Genomic DNA, 25979 nt, shown 5'->3' with positions numbered 1-25979 from the left:
TCCTTACTGCTGAGCAGCCTTGCGGACCGCTTCGGCGACCGCGGGCGCGACCGCCGCGTCGAAGACGCTGGGCACGATGAACGACGCGTTGATCCGCTCACCGTTCGACACGTCCGCGATCGCGTCGGCCGCGGCCAGCAACATGTCGTCGGTGATGGTCCGCGCGTGCGCGTCCAGCAGTCCACGGAAAACACCCGGGAAGGCCAGCACGTTGTTGATCTGGTTCGGGTAGTCGCTGCGGCCGGTCGCCACGACGGCGGCGTACTGCTGGGCCTCGAGCGGGTCGATCTCCGGGTCCGGGTTGGCCAGTGCGAACACGACCGGGTCCTTGGCCATCGTCTTGACGTGCTCGGCACCGAACAGGTTCGGCGCGGAGACACCGATGAACACGTCCGCACCGACCAGTGCGTCGTGCAGGGTGCCGGAGACACCGTCCTTGTTGGTGCTCGCGGCGATCTGCTCGAGGTTCGAGTCCAGGTCGCCGCGCTCGGCGTGCACGATGCCGTTGATGTCGACCGCGATGATGTCGCCCGGGTCGCGGTGCTGCAGCAACCGGATGATCGCCGAGCCCGCCGCGCCGACGCCGCAGACCACGATCTTGCACTGGTCAAGGGACTTGCCGACGACCTTCAACGCGTTGCGCAGCGCAGCGACCACGACGATCGCCGTGCCGTGCTGGTCGTCGTGGAAGACCGGGATGTCCAGCTTCTCGCGCAGCCGGGCCTCGATCTCGAAGCAGCGCGGCGCCGCGATGTCCTCGAGGTTGATGCCCGCGTAGGCCGGGGCGATCAGCTCGACGGTCCGGATGATCTCGTCGGTGTCCTGCGTGTCCAGCACGATCGGCCACGCGTCCACGTCCGCGAACTTCTTGAACAGCACGGCCTTGCCTTCCATCACCGGAAGGGCGGCGGCCGGGCCGATGTTGCCCAGTCCAAGCACCGCGGAACCGTCGGTCACCACAGCGACCGTGTTGCGCTTGATGGTCAGCCGGCGTGCGTCCTCGGGGTTCGCGGCGATCGCCTGGCAAACCCGGGCGACACCCGGCGTGTAGGCGCGGGACAGGTCGTCACGGTTGCGAAGCGCGACCTTGGAGTGCACTTCGAGCTTTCCACCGAGGTGGATCAGGAACGTCCGGTCGGAGACCTTGCGGACCGCCACACCGGGCAGCTCACCCAGTGCCTCGGTGATCTCGTTGGCGTGCTCGGCGGACGTCGCGTTGCACGTGATGTCCACGACCACGCGGTCGGCGTGCGACTCGACGACGTCGAACGCCGTGATGACGCCGCCTACCCGGCCGACGGCCGAGGTCAGGTCGCCGGCGGCACTCGCCGACGGCGGGGCCTCGACCCGGATGGTGATCGAATAACCAGGACCGGGCACTGGCATGTCTTGCTCCCCGCGAGAGAACGATTTACTTGTTGATCTCCGTGACCGGGTGCTGGTAGCCGAGGTCCTCGACGGGCAGCGGGAAGGTCACGTCACCGAAGGGCGACAGCGCGCCCTGCATGTCCGCCGCGAGTTCGCTGACCGGATGCGCGGCGTTGACCGGCTTCTCGGGCCAGGTTGGGTCGATCCGGTCCGGGTTGACCTTGGCCACCGAACTCCTCCTCGAAGTGCTCGCCCGCTTGTCGATGCGGAAATCCGCCCGTACGGTACCCGACCTCGCACCTGCCGGAGCACGCGCGTATACCGTGGTCAGGGTGTCAGTCTCCACGTTAACCGAGTGGCTGCGCGAGCGGGATGACGCCGCGTTGGCCCGGCTGCTCGGTGCGCGCCCGGACCTGGCGACGCCGATACCTGCGGACACGTCCGTTCTGGCGACCAGAGCAGGCAGTCGGGCGTCCGTCGCACGAGCGGCCGAATCGCTGGACACCTTCACGTTGACCGTGCTGGACGCGCTGCTGTTGTGCGACGCGGACACCCGCTCGGTCACGCTGGCCGAGGTGGCCGCGATGCTTGGCGCGAAGGTGCCACGAAAACGGGTCCGTGAGGCGTTGGCCACGTTGATCGATCTGGCCTTGGCGTGGGGTTCGGACGACGCGTTGAGCGTGGTGCCCTCGGCGCGGGAGGCGGCCGGGATGTTTCCCGGCGGTCTGGGGCGCCGGTCGTCCGAACTGGACGGCAAGGACGTGACCGATCTGCTGTCCGGACTGTCCGAACCGGAGCGCAGGCTGCTGGCCACGCTGGCCGAGGGCCAGCCGACTGGCCGCAGCCGGGACGCGAACGTGATCGTGCCGCTTGAGCAGGCCGAGACGCCGGTGCAGAAGCTGCTGGCACGTGGGCTCTTGTTGCGGCTGGACGCCGAGACGGTCGAGCTGCCGCGGCAGGTCGGGCTGGCGCTGCGCGGCGCGAACCCGATGGGCCAGGTCAAGGCCAACCCGCCGCCGGTGCAGACCACCGCCCGCAATCTGTCCACTGTGGATTCCACTGCGGCCGGTGAGGCGATGGAGCTGATCCGGCACACCGAGTCGCTGATCTCGGCGTGGTCGGAGGATCCGCCTGCCGTGCTGCGGGCGGGCGGGCTCGGCGTACGGGACATCCGCAAGCTGGCCCGTGAACTGCAGGTCGACGAGGCGCGCGTGACACTGCTCGCCGAGCTGGCGCTTGGCGCGGGGCTGGTGATCGCGACCGACACGACCTCGCCGCAATGGGCGCCGACGACTCAGGCGGACGTGTGGCTCGTGGCCTCGCCGTCGCAGCGCTGGGCGACGCTGGCCTCGTGCTGGCTGGACCTGCCTCGGCTGCCGGGGCTCGCGGGCAGCAAGGACATACGGGACAAGGTGATCGCTCCCCTGTCCGAGGAGCTGCGGCGGCCGCTCGCCCCCGCGTCCCGGCGACGGGTCCTCGACGCGTTGGGCGAGTTCGAGCCGGGCACCGGAGTGGACTCAGTGGACGACCTGGCCGGGCTGCTGGCCTGGCGGGCGCCGCGCCGGGGCGGACGGCTGCGTGACGACCTGGTGCACTGGACGGTCCGAGAGGCGCAAGCGCTTGGCCTGGTCGCGTTCGGTGCGCTGACGTCAGCCGCCCGCGGCCTGTTGGCGGACGGCCCGGCCGCCGCGGCCAAGCAGATGGCCGAAGCCATGCCGACACCCGTGGATCACGTATTGGTGCAGGCAGACCTCACGGTCGTCGCGCCAGGACCGTTGGAGCAAACGCTCGCGCACGAGATCAACTTGGTAGCGGACGTCGAATCGGCCGGTGGCGCAACGGTTTACCGGATCAGCGAGGCCTCGATCAGGCGCGCGTTGGACGCCGGTCGAACGTCGACCGACCTGCACGAACTGTTCCGGACACGGTCGCGAACGCCGGTCCCGCAGGGCTTGACGTACATGATCGACGACGTCGCCCGTAGGCACGGACGGCTGCGCGGAGGCACGGCGATGTCCTTCCTGCGCTGCGATGACGAGACGTTGCTGGCGGAAGTGGCGTCGAGCCCGGCCGGCGCGCGGTTGGAGTTGCGCAAGATCGCGCCGGGCGTGCTGGTCAGCCCCGTACCGTTGGCCGACGTGCTGGAAGAGTTGCGAGCGGCGGGTTTCGCGCCGTCCGCCGAGGACTCCGACGGCCGGTTGATGGATCTGCGCCCGAGTGGCCTCAGAGTTCCGTTGCGGCAACGTGCCAAAGGCACCGCGATCCCGAAACCACCCAGCCCGGAGCAGCTCGCGGACCTGGTCAGCGCGATGCGCGCGGGCGACAAGGCCGCCGCGACCCGTCGCGGCAGAACCGTCGCACTGGCCGGCGGCCGAGGCGCGGACACGTCGGAAACCCTTGCCCTGCTTCAGGAAGCAGCCGCACAGGGCCGAAGCGTGTTCATCGGGTACGTCGACGGCAACGGCACCGCGAGCCAGCGCGTGATCGAGCCCATCCGGGTCGGTGCGGGCGTCCTGGAAGGACTGGACTCGACCCGTTCGGAGACGCACAGGTTCGCCCTGCACCGGATCACATCGGCCTCACTGGTGGAGGACTAGGCCCACCGCCGTGTCCACCGTTCCGGCACACCGTGTCCACCGTTCCGGCACAATGAAATTCCCCATGCGCGGACCGACCGGTGATCTCGTTGTGCCGGAAAGTGCATTTCATGGTGTCGGTGTGGTGGACACACCGTGCTGGGGTGGTGGACACAACTGGGCCGTGTTTTAGGTAGCGGGTGAGTCTTGGGCGGACAGCTCTTCGGCCAGTTCCATACAGCGCAGGCGGGCTGGGGAGAAGTCGTAGGGCATCTTGCCGATGGCTTCGAACGCGCTCATGGAGTCAGCCTCCCGCCTGCCAGAGCTGAGGTCGGCCTCGTCCTCGCCGTCATCGGCGGTAGCAGAGTGCGAAGTGTCCCAGGCATCGCAGAGCGCATCGTCGTCCTTACCCAGGCCGGACTCCTCGATGACGGCCTGCAGGGCGCTTTCGAAGGCGTGCCGCTCGACGGCCACTTGAGCCACCCGTGGATCATCGACGGCGACGCTGTCATCGAGTGCCTCCTCGGCGGCATCGATGCGGTCGGAATCCGCCCGCAGCGTGGGATGCGTGGCCAGGACGACGAAGCGGGTGGCCTGGACGGCCGCGCCGAGCGGGCCGAAGATCCGCTCAGTGACCAGCAGACTGTCCAGGTCCGCCTGACGCAGGGAGCCTTCGGGCAGGCTCTTGAGGCGTTCGGTGACGAAGTCGGAGAGCAGGCCCATCCGGCTGCCTTCGGTGCGCATCCGCTGCACGGCGGTCCGTTGCCGCCGCAGTTCCGCCTCCTGCTCGGCGAGGGTTTCCGCCAACCGCTCCAAGATGCCCGCGATACCGTCTCCGCTGTCCGCACCGGCGGAAGCCGGGCCGGTGGTAAAGGCGTCACGGATGTCGTCCAGTGCGATCCCAGCGTCGGCCATCTTGCGAATCCACAGCAGGCGGATCATGTCCTCGTACCCGTAGCGGCGGCGGTCATCACCGCCCCGCTCAGGCTCAGGGAGCAGGCCGATCTCGTGGTAATGGCGAATCGCCCGTGGCGTGCTGCCGGCGAAGGCCGCCGCGTCACCGATCTTGACCTGGCGGGGTGGCATGAAAGACGAATGCATGAGCAGGGACCTTCCTCAAGGGATCGGGACGTAAGTCCACTGGACCACATGCCGCTACGGAAGGTGCAACTCTGTACACACCGCCCCGCGCCAATGCCAGGAAATGTGTCCTTCCTCCGTAATGACCGCAGGGCCGTCGTTTTCCTGCTGGGGCATCCGCACGACGGCAGGCTAAAACACGGCCTAGGCGGCGAGCGCGTCGTGCACTGCTTGGCGGCCGAGCATGACGGCCTTGCGCAGCAGCTGCGTGTCACGTTCCAAAGGGGATACTGTCGGCGCGTCGCTGGGCGGGCGAATTGACATGACCGTAGGAAGTTCGGTCAGCAGCTGTTCGTCTGCGATGTCGCGGGGATACTGCTGGACCCAGACGCTTCGCAAGCCAGGCAACGCCCGCGGCACGACCATGCTGTGCATGCGGCGCGGTTTCGTCGGACGCTCGGTCGCACGCCGGGTGCGCAGCACCAGGACATGCGTCGCGCCATTGGCAAGGGCCGTACGGAAAGGAAGCGGCTCGGCCACGCCGCCATCGACGTAACGCCTGCCTGCCAGGAAAACCGGCTTACCGGCGAGGACGGGCATGCACGCGGTGGCGCGCAGGGCCGTTTTCAGGTCCTCGACTTTCCGGATGTACGGCCGTAAGTCGACCGGCTGGCCGGTTTCGGCGTCGGTGGCCATCGGGTGGTAGCTCACCGGGTTGGCCAGGATCGCCGGGAAATCCATCGGCGTCAGTTCTTCGTAGACGGTGTCTACCAGGAACTTCGTGTCCAGCACGGGTTTGCCGCGAAAGAACCGCCACGGGTTGATGACCTGGTGCATGATCTCCGGATCCCACCAGCCGCGCATTCCGGACAAAGCACGCCCGGACAGCAGCCACGCGCCGTTCAGCGCACCGGCGGACGATCCGTACACGGCATCGAAACACCTGGTCAGGCCGAGTTCTTCGATGGCCATCACCATGCCGCTCGAATAAGTTCCCCTGCTGCTGCCGCCTTCGATCGCCAACGCGATGCGGTGTCCGTCGGCCCGGTAACCGGGGCGGCTGCCGTCCGCGTGACGACGAGAGATCAGACGCATAACAGGGTGCACAGATCAAGTTTGACATGAGCAGAATGGGGGTATGCGCGCACTTGTCCTTGGCGGTGGTGGAATCGCCGGAGTCGCTTGGGAAGTCGGGATCCTGCACGGGCTCGGCGAAACGGTCCTCGACGTCGACATGATCGTCGGGACGTCGGCCGGCTCGATAGTCGCCGCGGCACTCGGCCACATCTCTCCTGCTGAGGCGTACCGGCTCCAGACCACACCGGCACCGCCGTCGGCCAACAACGCCGCTGGCCCGGTCCCGGACATCGACAAGCTGATGGAACTGTTCGGCAAGGCCTACAGTCTTCCTCCGGACGAGGCCGTGCGGATGGTCGCCGACGTCTCGTTGGCCGCGGAAACCATGCCCGAAGAGGCGTTCGTGAACGTGATCGGCAGGAACCTGCCGTCGCCCGAATGGCCGGACAGCAACATCTCGGTGGTCGCGTACGACACAGGTTCAGGCGAACGCACAGTGTTCACCCGTGATTCCGGTGTGGCTCTGGGACTCGCCGTCGCGGCGAGTTGCTCGGTACCCGGCGTCTTCCCGCCGATCACGATCGACGGAAAGCGCTACATGGACGGCGGAATCCGGATGTCCAACAACGCGGACCTGGTCGCGGACCACGACGAGATCCTGATCATCGCACCGATCGTGGAACTGGCGCCGCCACCGAACGCCAAGGTGATCACGCCGGACGAGGGCGCGATGAAGGCGATGGGTGCCAACGTCCTCGACCCCGCGAGCAGGATCCCGAGCGCCGAGGCCGGACTGCGGCAAGGCCAGTCCATAAAGCTGCACTGAAGTCGCGCGCGCGATCAGCCGGGTGTCGATACTGTCCCGCCTGTGGGAAAACGACTGTTCGTACTGACGTTGGCCTGGTCATCGGCACGCATCCAGCCAACTGGAACGTCGTCAACGTCGAAGCGTCGCAGCAGCTGGCGCAAGAGCTGGGCGTGCCGTTGAACGTGCACCTGCTGGAGTCCAAAGCAGACCCGGCAACCGACCAGATGGGAGTCTTGCGCCGGGCCGGAGCCCTGCGCCCCGGACTGCTGGCCAACCACGTGGTGCACGCGACGGACGCGGAACTGGACGAGCTTGCGACGCATGACGTTCGCATCGCCCACAACCCGCTTTCCAACATGCGCTTGGCATCCGGTGTGGCACGCGTGCCGGAGATGAAGGCCCGCACCATGAAGTTCGGCCTCGGCCTGGACGGCGGGACGAACGACACGTCCGACATGTTCAACAACATGCGGGCCGCGGTCGGCTTGCAGCGAGCTCAGTCCACGGATCCGGCCCGGTATCCCACGCCTGCCGACGCGCTGCGGATGGCGACGTTGGGTGGTGCCGAAGTCCTTGGACTGGAGGAGGAAATCGGTTCGCTGACGCCGGGGAAGAAGGCGGACCTGCAGGTGATCGACACGCAGGCACTGAACTTCGCGCCCAAGGTGGACTGGGCCAGTCAGGTGGTCTTCAACGCGCAGCCGGTGAACGTCCAGTGGGTGTTCGTGAACGGCGTGCCGCTGAAGAAGGACGGCAAGGTCACCGGTGACAACGGCCGGGTCATCGCGGACGCCCAAGCGGCCGCGGACCGCGTGCGGGAGTACCTCGGCCGCTGAGGCCGGAGTTGATCACTCTGCGGGCGCACCAAAGCGGCTGCCGCCGACGAGGGCGACAGCCGCTGGTGAGAGCAGATCAGACCGCGCGGGCCGACATCCGCTGGTGCATCGCGTGCTCGACCAACGTGATCAGGCTTTCCTTGGTGGATTCCCGATCTCGCGCGTCACACGTCACCACCGGCACCGACGGCTCGATGGTCAGCGCGTCCCGCACGTCTTCGACCCGGTGGTGCAGCACCCGCTCGAAGCAGTTGATCGCCACGATGTACGGCAGCTGCCGGTCCTCGAAGAAGTCGATCGCGGCGAACGCGTCGGCCAGCCTGCGGGTGTCCACCAGCACGATCGCGCCGATCGCACCGCGCACCAGGTCGTCCCACATGAACCAGAATCGGTGCTGGCCCGGCGTTCCGAACAGGTACAGGATCAGATCCGAGTCCAGCGAGACACGGCCGAAGTCCATCGCCACCGTGGTGGTGACCTTGTTCGGCGTGGCCGACAGGTCGTCGACGTCCTGGCTCGCCTCGGTCATCACCGCCTCGGTGGTCAGCGGCACGATCTCCGAGACCGCTCCGACGAACGTGGTCTTACCGACGCCGAACCCACCGGCGACGACGATCTTCGCGGACGTCGTCGCCTGACGCGCCACGGCCCGCGGGTTGTGAGGACTAGAGCCTGCGGAGCCCACTGAGCACCCTTTCCATGAACTCGATCGACGGCCGGTCCCCGACGACCATGCCGCTCTGGTGGATCAGCACGAGCCCCATGCCGGCCATGTCACCGATCAGCACCCGGGCAACGCCGAGTGGCAGACGCAAGTGTGCGGCCACCTCGGCGACCGAGCGCGTGTCGAGACACAGCCCGCAAATCGACCTGTGCTCGGGGAGCACAGCCGCCTCCGGCAGCCTTCCTCGGTCACTGGTCGACACCAGCGCCTCGATGGCCAAGTCGTAGTCGGACCGCGTGCGCCCACCGGTCTTCGTGTAGGGACGGACCAGCGAACCGGTCTCTGCGATCGGTTCAGCTCTGACCGGCTCCTCCCACTCCGTAGCGGCTGGCACCGCGGGAAGCTGGTCGGAGTTCCAGTCATTCTGCCTTGGCACTCCCGGGTCGCCGTACAGGCTAGCCCCTGGCCCACCGAACAACCTCGCTCGGTAGCCATCCAGGTCGATCCTGTTCGGTGGGTCCCCAAGTCCGTGCTCGGGCAGGTCCTCCCAACCTCGCTCCGGCATTTCCTCTTGCCTCCGCTCCGGCCGGCTCGGCAGCCGATGGTCTTGCTCGTCCAACGCCTCATCGGGCTCGTGATAGACCGCCACGTCGACCGCGGCGTCATCATCGTCGTCGGGGCCACCCGCGTCGGGCTCGTCGAATCGGAACCCGGTCGAAGCCCAGTCCCGATACGAAAAGTCCGCGCCGAACCGACCGCCTGAGGCTCGGTGACCTCTAGCCATCTGCTCTCACCCCGCCCAACCCGGCTTATCTTCGCTGCGCGCCTTGCAGCTGCGCCCGTAGTTCGGGCGTCATCTGCTGGCCGACTCGCTCGACCAGAAGCGTCATCTCGTAGGCGACCAAGCCTATGTCGCAGTTCGGTGCTGCGAGCACGGCGAGACAAGACCCATCCGAGATCGACATGAGGAAGAGATATCCCCTGTCCATCTCGACGACGGTCTGGTTGACCCCGCCTGCCTCGAAGCACCTCGCGGCGCCCTGGGTGAGGCTCACCAGGCCGGACGCCACCGCGGAAAGCTGTTCGGCACGGTCGCGGGGCAAGCCCTGGGACCCGGCCAACAGCAGGCCGTCTGCCGAAACCACCACCGCGTGCGCGACTCCGGGCACCTGCCGAACGAAATCGGTGATGAGCCAGCCGAAACTGCCTGGCTGGTTAGTCGTCGCGGTCGTCACTCCTGCTCCTCGTCTTGACGGCTCTCGACTGAATCCTGGTCACCAGCGTAAGACTCGGCCATCGCGTGCCTGCCTCGGCGGATGCCTTGCTGGAAGCTCGACATGCGGCCTCGGACCGCGTCTGCCGAACGTGGTGGCAACGCCGGCGCGCGCTGCGCCTGCTGCTGCGGCGATGCTGGTCTTGACGGCGCCGATCCAGGGATCAGCTGCGCCTTCGGTACCCGCTTGGGCAAACCGGCGGAGGTGACCACCTCAGGCGCTTTCTTGGTCAGTGCCTGTGCGGCCTGCCAGCCCTCGTCACCCGGCGACTGCCAGGCGGACTGCGCCGGGGTCGGCTCGGGCTGGGGCTCCGGCTCTGGTTGCGGCGCGGGCTGCGGTTCGGCGTGTGCGACCGGCTCCGGCTCGGCGTGCTGCTCAACGTGTGGTGAATCGCCGTTCATTGCTTCCACGTGTGCTGGCGGCGGAGGCGGCGGCGTCGCGTTGCCGGGCTCCCGGCGCGGTAGCGACGTCTCAGCGGCGGGCGCCGTCGAGCGGCCACGCTCGGACGCCGGGGCGCGCTTCTCGCTGTCGCCCTCCTCGAACCACTGGGACAGCACGGCCTCGTAGATCGGCAGTCGCTCGGTCGGCGCGTCGAGGTCCTGGTTCACCGGCTGGGGCGGTGGCGTCGGCCTCGGGTTCGCGGCTTCCCGTGCGGCTTTCTCCGCGGCGAAGGCGTCACCGAACAGCGACGTCGTCGCGTGCTGCTCCGGCTGCTCCTGCTGGAGCGGCTGGGCGTATGCGGTCGACTCGTCGTGCCCCGGCTGGTGGGGCGGCTGGTCGAGGCGGTCCGGCGCCCACCCGCCGGTGGCGGGCATGCTGCCGTTGGTCGCGTTCTCCGTCGCCGGCGGGTATGCGGGCGGCGGGTACGACGGCATCGACGTGAGGTTCGGGTCCGAGTCCTCCGGGCCACCCTCACGGCCGACCCTGGGCAGGCTGCCGGTGAACGCGTTGGCGATCCCGCCGCCCGGCCTGGACGCAGGCGGCGGCGTGCGCTGCCCGCCCATCGTCCCGGTGCCGCTCAGCGTGCCCGTCGGCGTGCCACCCATGGTGGTCTCAACGGGCGGCGCCAGGGTCGGGATACCACCGGTCGGGGTCAGGTTCGTGGCCTGCACGCCACGCGAGGACTGGATCAGCGACGCGGGGACGATGATCCGGGCGATCAGACCGCCGTCGATGTCCTCGTTGTCGCGCAGCCGGACCTGGATGTTGTGCCGCTGCGCCAGGCGCGCGACCACGTAGAGGCCCATTCGCCGGGTCACCGACACGTCCATGTCCGGCGGGTCGGCCAGGCGGCGGTTGGCCGCCTCGATCTCGTCGGCCGACATACCGACACCCTGGTCGGTGATCTGGATGGCCAGCTCCTTCTTGCGGGTGGCGGCCATCCGGACGGTGACCTTCTTCTCCGGCTCGGAGAACGAAGTCGCGTTGTCCAGCAGTTCGGCGATCAGGTGCACGAGGTCGTTGACCGCGCGGCCCTGGACGGCCACCTCGGGCGCGGAGAGCACCTCGATGCGGGCGTACTGCTCGACCTCGGACACGGCGGCACCGACCACGTCAGCCGCGGGCACGGGCCGCGTCAGCTGGCGGGAAAGACCGGTGCCCGAGAGCACCAGCAGGCTTTCGGAGTTACGCCGCATCCGGGTTGCCAGGTGGTCCAGCTCGAACAGGCTGGCCAGCTGGTCGGGGTCCTGCTCGTCCTGCTCGAGCCGGTCGATCAGGTTCAGCTGGCGTTCCACCAGCGCCTGCGAACGGCGGGACAGGTTGACGAAGATCGAGTTGACGTTGTCGCGCAACAACGCCTGCTCGGCCGCCATTCGGACGGCCTGTTCGTGCACCGCGTCGAAGGACCGGGCGACTTCACCGGTCTCCTCACGCGTGAACACCGGCATCGGCTCGACCGCGTGCTTGGACGCCGCGACCGGGTCCGGGTCGGCCAGGATGCGCTGCACCGTCTCCGGCAGCCTGGTGTAGGCCACGTCGAGGGCGTTGGTCCGCAGCACCCGCAGCGGCTTCAGGATCGAGCGGGTGACCAGGGCCATCAGGATCAGCGCGGCGATCAGCAGCGCGAGCACGATGGCCGCGTTGGTCCACGCCGAGTTGGTCCGCGCGGTGGCCAGCACGTCGGCACTGTTGCGCAGGTTGGTCAGCAGGTTCTCCTCGACCGTGCGCAACTTGTCGACGGTCACCGTGCCGTCCCTGACCAGCGCGGCCTTGTCGATGCCCAGACCCTGGTTGTTGTCGGCCTTGTTGAAGGCCGTCGACTTGATCCGCTCCCGGTCGTCGACCTCGGGGCCGGACACGGTGTCGGAGTAGAACTGCAGTTCCTGCGGGGTCGCGTTGGCCCGGAACGAGGCCTGCGCGGCCTGGAAGCTCGCTTCCGCGGCGCGTGCCTCCTCGAGCAGGCCGGACGGGAAGCTGTTCACCGTGGCCGCGATCTGCAGTGCCGCGTTCTCCTGCGAGGCGAATTCCTTGGTCTCCGAGAGACCCTGCACCGTGGTGGCCTGACGCAGCAGGTCCCGGTCGGTGACCGCGGTGTTGACCTCACGGCCCAGCTGGACGAGCGCCTCGATGATCGAGGTGTACGCCGCCTTCACCGCGATGTGCGGGTACTCGGTCTCCTTGGCCGCCTGGCGCAGCGCGTCGAGACCCGCCAACCGCTGCAGACCGCGGTTGTAGCGCTCGAGCGCACCCTCGTCGTCGGTGTTCACGCGCTGGGCGGCTTCGCTGAGCTGCTGCCTGGCGTTGTTCACCGTGTTGATCTGACCGTCCAGCTCGGCTCTTGCCGCGTTGCGGTCCGCCGCCACGTTGTCGACCGCGAGCGTGCGTTCCTTCTGCAGCTCATGCACGACCTTGGTGACGTTGTTGGCCAGATCCACCTGGTTGACCGTCTGGCGGAAGGCTTCGGCGCGCTCAAGGTCTTCCTGCGCACGCAGGCCACCGAGCGCGAGAGCTGTCAAGGTCGGGATGATGAGCACGGCGAGGACCTTGGTGCGCAACCTCCAGTTGCGCATGCGCCATGGCGACCCGGCGCGGGCGGTCTTGCCGCCGGGCGCGCGAGTCCCTTGGGGCCTGGCACCTATGTCGGCCGGCTCGCCGCCTGGCATCACCGCCTGGCGGCCGAACCCCGAGCTACCTGCGACCCCAGCGTTCTGGTCGGGCACTCCCAGCACACTCCCTGCGTTTGAGCCAGTAGCCCGGTACCCGGAAGGCCAGCTCGAACGGACGATTTACCGCAATGAGTAGGACAGCGAACGAGACACGTGTCTCGTTCGACACCGAACGTCAGGTCACATAGCTCCAGTCCTCACAACCTGTCGCTTCGGCTCGCGGCAGCCAATCCACTCAGCCTCGAGCCGGGCATGCCAAAAACCGTCCGGCGCGAAGCATCGCGGCCCAAGGCCACCTAGGTCAACCCATCCCGACCTGGGTCGTCCTCGGCGGCCACGGTGTTCCCCTCGAGACTTCTCGGCTGTCGGTACGACGGCTCGATGCCATCGGCCCGGCACCCGGGCAGCCTCCTCCCTACATCGGTGGCGCTCCACCTCACTGTGGGCACAGAAGGTAGCGAAAACTATGCGCTGATGTAAGCCTATCGGGGAGGTTTGCCGGACAGTCACCTGGCAACCACCGCTACCGGAACGATCGTTTTGTGTCGGAATAGCCTCTTCGGAGGGGCGGATTCCGCCATTCGAGTGCAATTCATCCCGCAGGTGCAACGGTCTGTAGCCCATTGTCACAACGGCTTCGCAGTCCCTACGGTGGCCTGACCGATGTCGCCGCTGGGAGGAGCGGATATGTGGCGTCGCTCATTCGGCCGAGGATGCATGTCGATCATCGGGGTGGCGGTTCTCACACTTTCGGGATGCGGATTACTCGGGGATTCGGACAACTCCGGCACCGCCGGAACGACCACGGTCAAGATCTCGGTGATGCCGACGATCGACCTCGCCCCGTTCCACCTCGCGATGCGTAACGGCTACTTCGAAGCCGAGGGCCTGAAGATCGAATCGTCGGTCGCGCCGAGCGGACCGGCGTCGGTGGCCAAGATGGTCTCCGGCGAAGTGGACATCGCCTACGGCAGCTACACGCCGTTCTTCACGGCCAAAGCCCAGAACACCGCCGATATCAAGATCATCGCCGCGTGTTCGTCCGCCGGGCCGTCGAGCACGATGGTCGTGACAGTGCCGGGGTCGTCGGTCAAGTCGATCACCGACCTGCCGGGCAAGCGGGTGGCGGTGACCGCCCGGGGAACCATGTCGGACCTGTTGACCATGTCCGCGCTGAAGACGGCCGGCGTGGACTACCAGAGCATCCAGTGGGTCACGATGCCGTTCCCGGACACACCGGCGCGGCTGCAGCGCGGTGACGTGGACGCGGCGTTCCTCACCGAACCCTTCATCACGCAGGCGATCCAGACCGTCGGCGCCGTTCCGTTGTTCGACACCGCGACCGGACCGACCACCGGCCTGCCCACCGCCGGGTACGGCGCGACCGCGGCCTATGTGGCCTCACACGGCCAGGCCGTCGCCGCGTTCCAGCGCGTGATGGATCGCGCGACCAAGGAGGCATTGGCGGATCGGTCGAAGATCGAGCCGCTGCTGGTGGAGTTCGCCAAGGTCACGCCGGAGATCGCCAAGTCGACGAAGCTGCTGACCTTCGAGTCCCAGGTGGACATCACGTCGATCCAGCGGGTGCCCGACCTGATGCGCGACTTCGGGTTCATCAACCAGCGTGTCGACGTCGCCTCGATGATCTAGTGCGGGCGCTGATCGGGCTCGCCGTCTTCGCCGCGCTGTGGCAGGCCCTGTTCTCGCCACCCTTTCACGTGGTGCTGCTCCGGCTGGTCGAACTGTTGGGGCAGCGCGGTTTCCAGCTCGACATCATCGCCAGCGTGCTGGCGTGGGCGATCGCGATGGGGATCGCCATCGCGATCGCCGTGCCTGCCGGACTGGTCCTGGGCAGCGTGCCGCTGCTGCGCACGGCGACCCGCGCGGTGATCGAGTTCCTCCGCCCGATCCCCTCGGTGGCGCTGATCCCGCTGGCCATCGTGGCGATGGGCGGCGGATCGGATACGAAGATCGCACTGGCCGTGTACGCGTCGGTCTGGCCGATCCTGTTCAACACGATCTACTCGATGGCCGAGATCGATCCGTTGCTTGTGGACACCGCGCGGTCGTTCGGCTTCCGGCGGCCCCGGATCCTGCTGACCGTGGCCCTGCCGCACGCGGCGCCGTTCGTGTTCACCGGCATCCGGCTGGCCGGCTCGATCGCGCTGATCCTGATCGTCAGCACGGAATTCCTGGCCGGAGCGCCGCGCGGGATCGGCACGTTCATCCTCAACGCGAGCAGCGGCGCGGGCCGTCTCGACCTCGTACTGGCCGGGACCCTGGTCGCCGGGGTGTTCGGCTTCCTGGTCAACGCGGGCCTGGAACGCTTGGGCCGCAAGCTTTTCCGGTGGCAGCCATGAACCTGCTGCGGAGTTTTGCCCGCAACTGGGCGTTCTTCATCGGCATCGTGGTCGTCTGGCAGCTGGTCACCGCCGCCGTACGCAGCCCGTTCTTCCCCACGCCCGCGACGATCGCGGATCACCTTGGCCGGTTGCTGCTCACCGACGCCGTCGTGCACGACATCCTGCCGAGTGTCGGGCGGATTCTGGGCGGGTGGCTGATCGCCGTCGCGATCGGCGTGACCCTGGGTACCGCGCTCGGGCTGACGAAGACCGGAATGGCTTACGTCGGTTCGCTTTTCGCGTTCTTCAGGGCGATTCCACCACCCGCGTTGATCCCGGTGTTCATGATCTTGTTCGGAATCGACACGACCATGAAACTGGCCACGATCGTTTTCGGCGCGCTGTGGCCCGTCCTGCTCAACACGGTCGACGGAGTCCGGTCCGTCGATCCGGTGAAAACGGACATCGCGCGGGCATTCCGGATTTCACCGCACCTCCGGCTTTTCATGATCGTCATACCGGCGGCATTGCCGAAGATATTCGCCGGGCTGCGAATCAGTTTGTCGATCGCGCTGCTGCTGATGGTCGTCTCGGAGATGGTCGGCGTCACCAACGGCATCGGCTACCAGCTGCGATACGCCCAAGACCAGTTCAGCTTCCCGGACATGTGGGCGTGGGTCGTGCTACTCGGCGCGCTCGGCTACGTGTTCAACACGCTGTTGCTGGTTCTCGAGCGCAGCGCGTTGCACTGGCAGTCAGATTCCAACATCAGCTAGATCCAGAAGTTTGCCAACAGTTGCCGCCAGGTCGGGCAGACGGTTACTCCATTCGGGGTTTTGACCGGAAAGGGCGATCAATTGAGGCGAAGAGAAACCGGTCGGCAACCCATTGTGACCGACCAGTAGTCGGCCCTAGAGTCTCGCCGGTACGTCGGGGAGCGACCTTGCGAAACATTCACATCAGCAAGAACTCGAGGAGAGGCAATGCCTAGACGCGGCGACACCCGGTCGCGCGTGTGGATCCCGATCACCTCCATCGCCGTCGCCCTGTTGACCGCGCTCAGCGGCTGCAGTGCGCTCAACGGCTCGTCCAACAACCCGAGCGGTGGCGGCTCGGGAACAGCCGGGCCGATCGAAAAGCCCAAGCTCAAAGTCGGTCTGCTACCTGTGGTCGACGTCGCCCCGCTGTACCAGGCGGTCGAGAAGGGCTACTTCAAAGAGCAGGGCCTCGACGTGGAGCCGATTGTGCTGGCCAGCGGCCCGAAAGCGGTGGAGAGCGTGATCTCCGGTGAGATCGACATCGCCTTCACCAGCTACCCCGGCGCGTTCGTCGCGCAGTCCAAGGGCGTGGCGAACCTGAAGATCGTCGCCGACGCGTACGCGGCGAGACCAGGTCACCTCGCGCTGGTCGCGACACCGAACTCGACGATCAAGAAGCCTGAGGACGTCGCCGGCAAGAAGATCGCGGTGACCAGCAAAGGGTCCATCTCCGACCTTGGCGTGATGTCGGTGCTGTCGGCGCAGAACATCCCGGTCGACAAGATCCAGTGGATCCCGATGACCTTCCCGGACATGGGCCCGGCGATGAAGGCGGGCAACATCGACGGCGCGGTGGTCGCCGAGCCGTGGTTCACCAGGACCGCCAAGGAGTTCGGCGCGATGTCCATCGTCGACGTCTCGTCCGGCCCGACGGCCGACATCTCGATGTCCGGCTGGGCCGCGATGGACAAGGTGACCAGCGCGAACCCCAACTCGTTCGCCGCGTTCCAGCGCGGGCTGGCCAAGGGTGTCGCCGACGTGAAGAGGGACCGGACGGTCCTCGAGCCGATCCTGATCACGCACGTCAAGATCGACCAGCAGACTGCTCCGCTGGTCACGATCGCGGACTACCCCGAGCGGGCCGACGCGATCCGGCTGCAGCGGGTCGCCGACCTGATGCTGGAGTTCAAGGTGATCAGCGAACGTCTGGACGTCAGCAAGATGCTGCTGGAGCCGTCAACGAACTGATGCGCGCGAGAAGTCTGTCAAGCCCGGGGATCACACATCCCCGGGCTTCTTCTGTTCATCGGCAGCAGGATGGCTCGCACGCAGTAACCGTGTCCGGCTGGACGGAGCAACCCGCTGCTCCTGCGCGGCTAGGCCGAACGGCCGGATTTCCATACCGTCATGGGTTGACGGAACGTGAGCAATTTGTCGAAAACCGTCGCCAGTCTCTACAGTGACCCCCTGGCATCGCCGGGTGACCCGCCTTCCAACCGCTCATGGAGTTCGGTGTGTTCATCTCCGCAGCGTCGCCGCTCGACGCCGCACCTGTGATCTCGTCTGTCGGTGAACCGGGGTGATCCGGTTTCTCCGCGGCCTGGTGGGGATCGTCGTCATCCTCGCCGCATGGCAGCTCGGCTCGTTCACCGGGCTGTTCCCCCAGGACTACATTCCGCCGCCGACCACGGTCATCCCCCGGATGTTCGAGCTCTTCGGGCCGACCTTCAACGCGAACGACACGAGCTCGACCAGCAGCCACTTCATCGACGACCTGGTCGCGACCATGCTGACCTGGTTGCTCGCCCTGCTGATCGCCATCGGGATCGCCGTCCCGCTCGGGCTGATCCTCGGCAGCATCCCGTCGGTGCGGATGGCGACCAGGGTGATCATCGAGTTCCTCCGGCCGATCCCGTCGGTCGCGATCATCCCGCTGATCATCGTGATGCTCGGCTCCGGCGTGGAAACCAAGATCACACTCGCGGTGTACGCCGCGGTCTGGCCGATCCTGTTCAACACGATCTACGCGCTGGACGAGATCGACCCGCTGCTGCTGGACACCGCACGGTCGTTCGGCCTTGGCAAGGCGCGGACCATGTTCACCGTCGGCCTGCCGCACGCGGCGCCGTTCATCTTCACTGGTGTCCGGCTGGCCAGCGCGGTCATCCTGATCGTGGTGATCAGCGTCGAGTACCTGGCAGGCGGCGTGATCGGGATCGGGAAGTTCACGCTGGACTGGGCAAGCGGCTCCGGCCGCCAGGACGTGATCCTCGCCGTGACGATCCTGGCCGGCGTGATCGGCTACCTGCTCGACGGCGGATTCCTGAAGCTGCAGCGGGTGCTGTTCAAGTGGAACACCGTGGAGGCGGGCAAATGACGCACCTGAGGGGTTTCGCGCAGCGCTGGGTGGTGTTCGTCGGCGTTCTGGTGGTCTGGCAGCTGCTGACCATGGCCAGCGGGTCGAAGTTCTTCCCCACCCCGGTGTCGATCGTGCAGGCGGGTGCCGAGCTGTGGTTCGGCGGGCCCGCGTCGCAACTCGGCTTGCACGACAACGTGTTCACGCACATCCTGCCGAGTCTCGGCAGGCTGCTGACCGGCTGGCTCGGCGCCGCGGTCGTCGGGATCACGCTGGGCATCGCGCTCGGCCGCTCCAAGCACGGCGTCGACTACTTCGGCCCGCTGTTCGCGTTCCTGCGGTCCATCCCGCCGGTGCTGCTGCTGCCGTTCTTCATGGTGATCTTCGGGATCGAGTCGCCGCAGAAGATCGCGTTGATCGCGTTCGGGGCGCTCTGGCCGATCCTGCTCAACTCGGTGGACGGTGCCCGCTCGGTCGACGCGGTGAAGACCGATACCGCGCGGTCGTTCCGGATCCCGCGCGGTCAATGGATCTTCATGGTCGTGCTGCCTGCCGCGCTGCCGAAGATCTTCGCCGGCCTGCGGGTCTCACTGTCGTTGTCCTTGGTGTTGATGGTGATCTCCGAGCTGGTCGGCGCGGCCACCGGCATGGGCACCCAGCTCGTCGACGCACAGCGGCAGTACGAGTACACCGACATGTGGGCGATCATCCTGCTGCTCGGCGTGCTCGGTTACGCACTGAACAGCTTGTTGCTGGCGGTGGAGCGGCGCGTGCTCTCCTGGCAACCCACCCGAAACACGCAACCGAGTACCGTTAAGGCCGGAGGCTGAACTTTTATGACGCCAATGCTGGAAGTTGCCGGTCTTCGGCACACGTACGGCTCCGGGCCGACCGCGCACACCGCGGTGCAGAACCTCACCTTCGAAGTGGCCACTGGCGAGCTCGCGTGCATCGTGGGCCCGTCGGGCTGCGGCAAGTCGACGCTGCTGCGCTGCATCGCCGGGCTGATCAAGCCCTCCGCGGGCACGGTGTCGTTGCACGGCGACAAGATCGACCGCACGCCAGAGGACCTGGCCGTGGTGTTCCAGGACTACAGCCGCTCGCTGTTCCCGTGGCTTTCGGTGCGCGGCAACGTCGAATTCCCATTGCGTTCACGCGGTGTCTCGCGGGCCGACCGCCGCAAGCGTGCCGCGGAAGCGTTGGAGTGGGTGGGCCTGTCCGGCGCGGGTGCGAAGTACCCGTGGCAGCTTTCGGGCGGTATGCAGCAGCGCGTGTCGATCGCGCGTGCGTTGGCGTGCCAGCCGTCGTTGCTGCTGATGGACGAGCCGTTCGCGTCGGTCGACGCACAGACCAGGTTCGAACTGGAGGACCTGCTGCTGCGCGTGCGCCACGAGCACGAGAGCACGGTTCTGCTTGTCACGCATGACATCGACGAGAGCGTGTACCTCGGTGACCGCGTGCTGGTGCTGTCCAAGTCGCCCGCGTCGATCGTGGCTGACTTGACAGTGGATCTGCCTGCCCAGCGCGACCAGATCACCACCCGTGAGTCGAAGAACTTCGTCGCACTGCGCGGCGAGGTCGCCCGGCTGCTGCACAACCAGCCGGCCGCTGAGCCGGAGCCGGTCAAGCGGCCGACTCCGTCATCGGCCGACGACCAGGCCGCCGCTCAGCGCTTCCTCGAGGCCGAGCGCGAGCAGGCCCGGCAGACCAGCCACTAGTTCAACATCGGGTTTGATGACCGGCACGCGCGACGGCGGTGCCGGTCGTCCATAAAGGACTGTCTCATCGGTCCCCCGGCACCTTCACACCGTCCACTTCGGTCAGAATGCGTATCGGCAACGGTTTCGGCAATGACTGAACCGATCGGCCGCGGTACACGTGATGTGTTAATGCGGGCGCGCCGAGGACGAGAACGAGGTCGTATGGGCTCTACGCACTGGCGATCGCCGGGCGTCTGCCAGCATCCAGGCTGGCCACAAGGTCCTTGACTGAACTTAATGCTCCATTTGACGTACGGCCTTGGGAAAATCGCCGCGTTCGTGGCACCGGAAAATGGCTCCTCAGGGAGTAATGATCATATTTGTTCCTCCCGCGAGGACAATCTTCGGCGGCCCCGGTGATGCTTCCTACCTGCGCGTACCCTCGACCATGGCGACGACTGCAGATTCCTGCAAGCCGAGGGCGCAGATCACGCGAAATGGCACTTCAGCGGTGCCTTGATTGCCCAAGATCGTCGCCAGCCGGAAGGCAGGGAGCAGATCCCTGATGACTTCGTGAAGAGTACTCACGATCATCTTCTGGGAATGCTCGGCCCGATGGTGTATAAAACACCGCACAGAAACACGTTAGGTGACTGATCGCGTACGGGGCAGTGTCAGATCGTGTCACTCGTGTCTCATCTGTTCCAGATCCTCACTCCCAGATAAGGCATCACATGCTTGGAAGAGGCAGTAGGTCTGTTCATAGTCGCCGCGCCGCGATCAGCGTCCTGGGAACCGCGAGCCTGCTCGCGGCGCTGAGCGGCTGCGGACTTCTCGGCGGATCGAGCAACGACGGTGGCAGCGGTGGCGGCAGCAACGGTCAGCTCGAACGTACCCAGATCACCGTCGGGGCCATGCCGATCATCGACTCGGCACCGATCCACATCGCGGCGCAGAAGGGCTTCTTCAAGGAACAGGGCCTCGACGTCAAGCTGGAGACAGTCACCGGTGCCGCGACCGCGATCCCGAAACTGATCAACGGCGAGCTGCAATTCACTTACGGCGCATACGTTCCGGTGTTCCAGGCGCAGGCGAAGGGCACCGGTGACTTCAAGTTCGTCGCCGACAGCTACCAGACGGCCGAGAACATCTTCGTGATCATGGTGGGCCGCGACTCGACCATCAAGACCCCGAAGGATCTTGAAGGCAAGAAGATCGCGACGAACACGAAGAACAGCATCACGGACCTGCTGGCCAAGTCCGCCATGGAGACCGCGGGCGTGAACCACTCGACGGTGACCTGGGTCGAGTTCCCCTTCCCGGACATGCAGGCCAGGCTGGACAACAAGCAGATCGACGCCGCGGTGATCCTCGAGCCGTACGTCACGCAGGCCGCCCGTGCGATCGGAGCAGTGCCGATCCTGGACACCTCACAGGGCCCGACCTCGAACTTCCCGATCTCCGGCTACACCGGGATGTCCAAGTTCGTCGCCGAAAACCCGAAGACGACCGAAGCATTCCGCCGCGCACTGGTGAAGGCCAGCGAAGTGGCCCGCGACCGAACCGTGGTGGAAGAAGCGGTGGTCCAGTACGCCAGGCTGGAGAAGCAAGTGGCGCAACTCGTGCGCATCGGCACATTCCCAACCAGTGTGGACCGCACCCGCCTGCAGCGAACCGTTGACCTGATGAAGCAGTACAACATGTTGCCCGCCAACGCGAACATCAACATCGACTCGATGATCTTCACCCCACCAGCCAGCTGAGACCCGCGACCGGCGGTATGTCCATATGAGACAGACCGCCGGTCAGGTCATCATCGGGCTGGTCGCACAGGCCACGCTCGACCCACCGCGCAAAGCAACGCCCTCGGGGGGCCGACCAAGCCGCCGCCGGTCCCATGAGGAGCGGGACCAATAAAGCCTGCCGAGCTGACGACGGATCCGCATCCAGTGCTGGCCCGGTTGCGCAGTCCGTGAGCTGCCGGACAAGCCGCCGCGGCCAGAAAAAGCACCGGACAAGGCCCCGCCCATCCATGAACCGCCCGGCAAACGCCGCCGATGGGCGGTCGCCGCGCAGGGCAGCGTTGCCGTTGGGCGACCGACCAAGCCACCACCGGTCCCCTGAACGGGCCGATAAAGGCTGCGCCAGTCCATGAGCTGCTGCCCGACAACCCGCCGCCGAACGACAGATCAACCGTTGGCCCGTGGGTGGCGGGCAAGGCACCGGCCAAGGGTTGCCCAGCCACCCACGAGGTTTGTCAGCGCCAGCGGAAGTGCCAGCGGCGCAAGCGGATCAGGCCGCGCGACAGCTGCGGCAGTGTGCCGGGGATGCGGGGGCAGAACGACCGGTGTTCGTTGGCGATCACCAGGGCGTGGTGCAGTTCGGTTGGCGGGGCGGACACCGACAGCATCATCTCGCGCGCTCCGAGCATCACCAGGGTCGCGCCGAAGCGGTCTTCCCAGCTGCGCAGGATCGCCGAAATCCCTGGCCTGCCAAGGCGCGCGGGCACGTCGGCCGGGCGGCTGGCTTCCACTAAACCGAGGCGGTAGGCGGGGCGCTTGTTGGCGAGCATCACCGCGCCGGTGATGCCTGCCTCGGCCTGCGGGTCGTGCCGGTCGACTGCGCGACGGGCCGACTCGGGCACGAAGTTGACCTCGGGTGGGATGCCGAGGCCGCCCGCTGGCACGAGCACCGGCCACAACCGGGTCCGCGAGTACTCCGCGACCCGGTCGAGGTACGCGTGCGGGTCGGTCAGCACCGCGTCGGTCAACCAGATCTCACCGTGCCAGCTGCCCAGCGCCGCCGGTGCGATCGTCATAGCCGTCATAGCGAACCCCTCGCCTCGAACGTGTGTTCGAATATAACCGTAGCGGAGGGGTCCGACAATCTGATTCAGCCGATCTCTGGCACCGGGGGTCCCAGCAGGTCGTCGGCGTCCACGATCGTGTACGCGTATCCCTGTTCGGCCAGGAAGCGCTGCCGATGAGCCGCGTATTCGGTGTCCAGTGTGTCGCGGGAGACCACCGAGTAGAAGTGCGCTTGGCGCCCGTCGGCCTTCGGCCGCAACAGCCTGCCGAGGCGCTGCGCCTCCTCCTGGCGCGACCCGAACGTGCCGGACACCTGCACGGCCACCGAGGCCTCGGGCAGGTCGATGGAGAAGTTCGCGACCTTCGAGACCACCAGGGTGGGCAGTTCGCCGTTGCGGAACGCGTCGAACAAGGCTTCGCGTTCCTTGTTCTTCGTCGAACCCTGGACGATCGGGGCGTTCAACTCCGCGCCCAGTTCGTCCAGCTGGTCCAGGTACGCACCGATCACCAGTGCGGGCTCGCCCGGGTGCTTCTCCAGGATGCTGCGGACCACCGGCAGTTTGGTCCGAGCCGTCGAGCAGATCTTGTAGCGCTCCTCCGGCTCGGCCGTCGCGTACTTCAGGCGCTCCGCATCGGTCAGCGTCACGCGCACCTCGGTGCACTCGGCCGGGGCGATCCAGCCTTGTGCCTCGATGTCACGCCAGGGCACGTCGTAACGCTTCGGGCCGATCAGCGAGAAGACGTCGCCTTCCCGGCCGTCCTCGCGCACGAGGGTCGCGGTGAGGCCGAGGCGGCGACGGGACTGCAGGTCCGCGGTCATCCGGAAGACCGGCGCGGGCAGCAGGTGGACCTCGTCGTACACGATCAGGCCCCAGTCACGGGAGTCGAACAGCTCAAGGTGCCGGTATTCGCCCTTGGTCTTGCGCGTGATCACCTGGTACGTCGCGATGGTGACCGGGCGGATTTCCTTGCGCTCACCGGAATACTCGCCGATCTCGTCCTCGGTCAGCGACGTGCGCGCGATGAGTTCACGCTTCCACTGCCGCCCGGCGACCGTGTTCGTCACCAGGATCAGCGTCGTCGCCTGCGCCTCGGCCATCGCGGCCGCACCGACGAGAGTTTTACCTGCGCCACAAGGCAATACGACGACGCCCGAGCCGCCTGCCCAGAACGTCTGGGCAGCGGTGCGCTGGTAGTCGCGCAGTTGCCAGCCGTTCTCGTCAAGGGCGATGGGGTGCGCCTCACCGTCGACATAGCCCGCCAGGTCCTCGGCCGGCCAGCCGACCTTGAGCAGGACCTGCTTGAGCCGTCCACGCTCGCTCGCGTGCACGACGACCGTGTCGTCGTCGATCCGCGCGCCGAGCATCGGAGCGACCTTTTTGTTCCGCAGCACCTCTTCGAGCACCGCGCGGTCGAGGGCGTTCATCACCAGGCCGTGCGCCGGGTTGTGCAGCAACTGCAGCCTGCCGAACCGGCTCATCGTGTCCACGACGTCGATCAGCAACGGCTGCGGCACGGGATAGCGCGAGTACCGCGACAGGGCGTCGACGACCTGTTCGGCGTCGTGCCCGGCGGCGCGGGCGTTCCACAGCGCCAGCGGCGTCACCCGATAGGTGTGCACGTGCTCGGGGGCACGTTCCAGCTCGGCGAACGGCGCGATGGCCATCCGAGCCTCGTCGGACAGTGGATGATCGACTTCGAGCAGCAGCGTCTTGTCGGACTGCACGATCAGCGGGCCGTCGGTCACTGTGTAGTACAACTCCTCATCCGCAGGATCTCCCCAGTGTGCCAACACGGCGAGCGCTCGCAAAAATCCCGGCCATTCCGGCCTGATGACAGCCTTCCGAGAGGTAGCGTGACCCCGTCTCAACCCGATCAAGCTGGGGACCCGATGACCTATCCACCGCAGGGGAACTATCCACCGCAACAGGGTGGCTACCCACCGCCCTACCCGCAGCAGCCGCCGCCCCAGTACCCGCAGCAGCAGCCCGGCTACCCGCCGCCGTCCGGTGGTTTCCCGCAGCAGCCGTACCCGCAGTCGCCCGCGGGCGGCTTTCCACAGCAGCAGTACCCGCCGCCCCCTGCAGGCGGATACCCCCAACCTCCCGCAGGCGGATACCCACCGCCGCCGGCCGGATTCCCACCACCGAACCTGCCGCCGCCGATGCCGCAGAAGAACCCGCGCTCGAAGGTCGTCCTCGGCGTCGTGGCGCTCGGTGTGGTCGGACTGATCATCTTCGGGATCATCAACTGGGGTACGGGCGCGGCATCGGCCGAGGCTGGTGACTGCATCAAGGTCGTTTCGGCGTCCAGCGCGGAGGCCGAGAAGGCCGAATGCGGCAGCCAGGAAGCCGTGTACAAGGTCGCCAAGAAGCTGGACAGCTCGTCCGACGCGTGCCCCAAGGGCGACTACACGGAGTGGACCAGGCGCAGCCGCCGGGACACGATGAAGCTCTGCCTGATGCTCAACGCCAAGGAAGGCGACTGCTTCAAGATCTCGGCCAGCGGGCTCAACCAGACCGACGAGCGTGTCCCGTGTGGCCCGTCCGCACCGTACAAAGTGGTCAAGGTCGTGACCGGCACGGCCGACAAATCGGCTTGCGCCAGGGGAAATGTGGCAGCTGTCTACTCGGAGCCGGCCACGACCCTCTGTATCGCCAAGACCTAGTCGGCGACGTTTCCGTGCGCGATGACCTTGGTTATCCGCGCACGGATCAACAGTTCCTCAGGCACCGCGTTGCGTTTGCCGTATGCCTCGGCCTTGTCCTCACCCATGTAGCGAGCCGCGATCTTGGTCGCCCAGATCAGTGACTCGTCCAGATCGTCCACGATCGCGGCCTCCGCGTGGAAGACCACGTACGAGTACGGCGGCTGCTGGTCGTCGACGCACAGCGAGAAGCGCGGGTCCCGCCGGAGTGCCTTGCCCTTCAGCGACTCCGCGCCGGTGTTGAAGATGATCTCGTCGTAGCCGTCCTGCTCGTTGAGCAGAAACCAGATCGGGGCCACATGGGCCGCGCCGTTGGCCCGGACGGTGGCGAGCTTGCCGGTGCGGGTGCCCGCCGATGCGAATTCCCACCACTGTTCCCGTGACATGTTGTACATAGCGATCACAATGACGCACCGCGCCGCACGACACATTTCGGCACGTCACGAAGCGCTACCGGCACGGGCTGTTCGGGCGATTCGATCCGCGTTCTCGGATGCGATCCGCACATCGACCCGCAGA

At 66.8% G+C, this 25979-nt stretch carries 24 protein-coding genes; 12 read left to right on the top strand and 12 right to left on the bottom strand.

Translation table 11 applies throughout. The annotated features are described in order from the left end of the window. Positions 1-3 precede the first annotated feature (3 nt). Together B9C43_RS50950 and B9C43_RS50945 are read right to left on the bottom strand one after the other, a co-directional pair. Complete coding sequence (locus tag B9C43_RS50950; protein ID WP_033390374.1) at positions 4-1386, bottom strand: NAD-dependent malic enzyme; 1383 nt, start codon at positions 1384-1386, stop codon at positions 4-6. A gap of 25 nt (positions 1387-1411) precedes the next feature. After that, positions 1412-1597, bottom strand: coding sequence for a hypothetical protein (locus B9C43_RS50945; RefSeq protein WP_033390375.1), 186 nt, complete (start codon positions 1595-1597; stop codon positions 1412-1414). Positions 1598-1700: 103 nt separating this feature from the next. Between B9C43_RS50945 and B9C43_RS50940 the strand changes: the two genes are divergently transcribed. Continuing rightward, positions 1701-3965: a helicase-associated domain-containing protein gene (locus B9C43_RS50940; RefSeq protein ID WP_143447190.1), complete on the top strand. Its 2265-nt coding sequence runs from the start codon at positions 1701-1703 to the stop codon at positions 3963-3965. Positions 3966-4133: 168 nt separating this feature from the next. Here B9C43_RS50940 and B9C43_RS50935 read toward each other — a convergent pair whose 3' ends face one another. Continuing rightward, positions 4134-5045, bottom strand: coding sequence for a MerR family transcriptional regulator (locus B9C43_RS50935; RefSeq protein WP_084434477.1), 912 nt, complete (start codon positions 5043-5045; stop codon positions 4134-4136). Between the two features lie 183 nt (positions 5046-5228). Continuing rightward, on the bottom strand, positions 5229-6119 hold the full coding sequence (locus B9C43_RS50930) for a patatin-like phospholipase family protein (protein WP_235039319.1): 891 nt from the start codon (positions 6117-6119) through the stop codon (positions 5229-5231). A gap of 43 nt (positions 6120-6162) precedes the next feature. Here B9C43_RS50930 and B9C43_RS59200 point away from each other — a divergent pair, with 43 nt between their 5' ends. Further along, positions 6163-6927, top strand: coding sequence for a patatin-like phospholipase family protein (locus B9C43_RS59200; protein WP_084434476.1), 765 nt, complete (start codon positions 6163-6165; stop codon positions 6925-6927). Beyond that, positions 6924-7745: an amidohydrolase family protein gene (locus B9C43_RS59195; RefSeq protein ID WP_084434528.1), complete on the top strand. Its 822-nt coding sequence runs from the start codon at positions 6924-6926 to the stop codon at positions 7743-7745. Before B9C43_RS59200 ends, B9C43_RS59195 begins: the two co-directional genes overlap by 4 nt. 76 nt (positions 7746-7821) lie before the next feature. Here the strand turns inward: B9C43_RS59195 and B9C43_RS50915 are convergent, their stop codons facing one another. Genes B9C43_RS50915 through B9C43_RS50900 form a run of 4 tightly spaced genes read right to left on the bottom strand, consistent with a single transcriptional unit; the run spans position 7822 to position 12844 of the window. Continuing rightward, complete coding sequence (locus B9C43_RS50915) at positions 7822-8430, bottom strand: GTP-binding protein (RefSeq protein WP_037254387.1); 609 nt, start codon at positions 8428-8430, stop codon at positions 7822-7824. Then, the gene (locus B9C43_RS50910; protein ID WP_084434475.1) at positions 8411-9193 is read right to left on the bottom strand and encodes a DUF742 domain-containing protein; all 783 of its coding nucleotides are present in this window, start codon (positions 9191-9193) and stop codon (positions 8411-8413) included. Before B9C43_RS50910 ends, B9C43_RS50915 begins: the two co-directional genes overlap by 20 nt. Before the next feature lie 25 nt (positions 9194-9218). Continuing rightward, complete coding sequence (locus tag B9C43_RS50905) at positions 9219-9644, bottom strand: roadblock/LC7 domain-containing protein (RefSeq protein WP_033390388.1); 426 nt, start codon at positions 9642-9644, stop codon at positions 9219-9221. Next, a complete protein-coding gene (locus B9C43_RS50900; RefSeq protein ID WP_235039317.1) occupies positions 9641-12844 on the bottom strand; it encodes a sensor histidine kinase in 3204 nt (1067 codons plus the stop codon). Before B9C43_RS50900 ends, B9C43_RS50905 begins: the two co-directional genes overlap by 4 nt. Before the next feature lie 663 nt (positions 12845-13507). On the opposite strand from B9C43_RS50900, the gene B9C43_RS50895 reads away from it, so the two are divergent. The 7 genes from B9C43_RS50895 to B9C43_RS50865 all read left to right on the top strand — a co-directional run bounded on the left by B9C43_RS50895 (position 13508) and on the right by B9C43_RS50865 (position 19964). Further along, positions 13508-14440 carry an ABC transporter substrate-binding protein gene (locus tag B9C43_RS50895; RefSeq protein WP_235039316.1) on the top strand — a complete coding sequence of 311 codons (933 nt, stop codon included), beginning with the start codon at positions 13508-13510 and terminating at the stop codon, positions 14438-14440. An 8-nt stretch (positions 14441-14448) separates the two neighbouring features. Then, entirely contained in the window at positions 14449-15150 is a 702-nt protein-coding gene (locus B9C43_RS50890; RefSeq protein ID WP_407657183.1) for an ABC transporter permease, read from the top strand. Then, positions 15147-15908 (top strand): ABC transporter permease, encoded by a 762-nt coding sequence (locus tag B9C43_RS50885; RefSeq protein ID WP_084434472.1) that lies wholly within the window; start codon positions 15147-15149, stop codon positions 15906-15908. The genes B9C43_RS50890 and B9C43_RS50885 overlap by 4 nt, the downstream gene beginning before the upstream one ends. Before the next feature lie 207 nt (positions 15909-16115). Then, on the top strand, positions 16116-17138 hold the full coding sequence (locus B9C43_RS50880; protein WP_084434471.1) for an ABC transporter substrate-binding protein: 1023 nt from the start codon (positions 16116-16118) through the stop codon (positions 17136-17138). Between the two features lie 331 nt (positions 17139-17469). After that, on the top strand, positions 17470-18267 hold the full coding sequence (locus B9C43_RS50875) for an ABC transporter permease (protein ID WP_200826080.1): 798 nt from the start codon (positions 17470-17472) through the stop codon (positions 18265-18267). Further along, positions 18264-19076: an ABC transporter permease gene (locus B9C43_RS50870; protein WP_084434470.1), complete on the top strand. Its 813-nt coding sequence runs from the start codon at positions 18264-18266 to the stop codon at positions 19074-19076. The genes B9C43_RS50875 and B9C43_RS50870 overlap by 4 nt, the downstream gene beginning before the upstream one ends. Positions 19077-19082: 6 nt before the next feature. Continuing rightward, positions 19083-19964 carry an ABC transporter ATP-binding protein gene (locus tag B9C43_RS50865; protein WP_033390393.1) on the top strand — a complete coding sequence of 294 codons (882 nt, stop codon included), beginning with the start codon at positions 19083-19085 and terminating at the stop codon, positions 19962-19964. A gap of 408 nt (positions 19965-20372) precedes the next feature. On the opposite strand, the gene B9C43_RS57230 is transcribed toward B9C43_RS50865, so the two are convergent. Further along, complete coding sequence (locus B9C43_RS57230) at positions 20373-20534, bottom strand: hypothetical protein (RefSeq protein ID WP_160097323.1); 162 nt, start codon at positions 20532-20534, stop codon at positions 20373-20375. A 146-nt stretch (positions 20535-20680) separates the two neighbouring features. Between B9C43_RS57230 and B9C43_RS50855 the strand changes: the two genes are divergently transcribed. Beyond that, positions 20681-21709 carry an ABC transporter substrate-binding protein gene (locus B9C43_RS50855; RefSeq protein WP_084434468.1) on the top strand — a complete coding sequence of 343 codons (1029 nt, stop codon included), beginning with the start codon at positions 20681-20683 and terminating at the stop codon, positions 21707-21709. 494 nt (positions 21710-22203) lie between these two features. Here the strand turns inward: B9C43_RS50855 and B9C43_RS50850 are convergent, their stop codons facing one another. Both B9C43_RS50850 and B9C43_RS50845 read right to left on the bottom strand, forming a co-directional pair. After that, a complete protein-coding gene (locus tag B9C43_RS50850) occupies positions 22204-22773 on the bottom strand; it encodes a DUF4253 domain-containing protein (protein ID WP_033390396.1) in 570 nt (189 codons plus the stop codon). Between the two features lie 65 nt (positions 22774-22838). After that, positions 22839-24500, bottom strand: a complete 1662-nt coding sequence (locus B9C43_RS50845; protein WP_033390401.1) for a DNA repair helicase XPB — start codon at positions 24498-24500, stop codon at positions 22839-22841. A gap of 144 nt (positions 24501-24644) precedes the next feature. Between B9C43_RS50845 and B9C43_RS56310 the strand changes: the two genes are divergently transcribed. Next, the gene (locus tag B9C43_RS56310; protein ID WP_143447188.1) at positions 24645-25421 is read left to right on the top strand and encodes an LppU/SCO3897 family protein; all 777 of its coding nucleotides are present in this window, start codon (positions 24645-24647) and stop codon (positions 25419-25421) included. Here the strand turns inward: B9C43_RS56310 and B9C43_RS50835 are convergent. Next, a complete protein-coding gene (locus tag B9C43_RS50835; protein WP_033390402.1) occupies positions 25418-25855 on the bottom strand; it encodes a PPOX class F420-dependent oxidoreductase in 438 nt (145 codons plus the stop codon). The two genes, B9C43_RS56310 and B9C43_RS50835, sit on opposite strands and share 4 nt — an antisense overlap. Between the last annotated feature and the right edge of the window lie 124 nt (positions 25856-25979).

Source organism: Kibdelosporangium aridum (assembly GCF_900176515.1).
Classification (GTDB): domain Bacteria; phylum Actinomycetota; class Actinomycetes; order Mycobacteriales; family Pseudonocardiaceae; genus Kibdelosporangium; species Kibdelosporangium aridum.
This window is presented reverse-complemented; position numbering and strand designations above follow the sequence as displayed.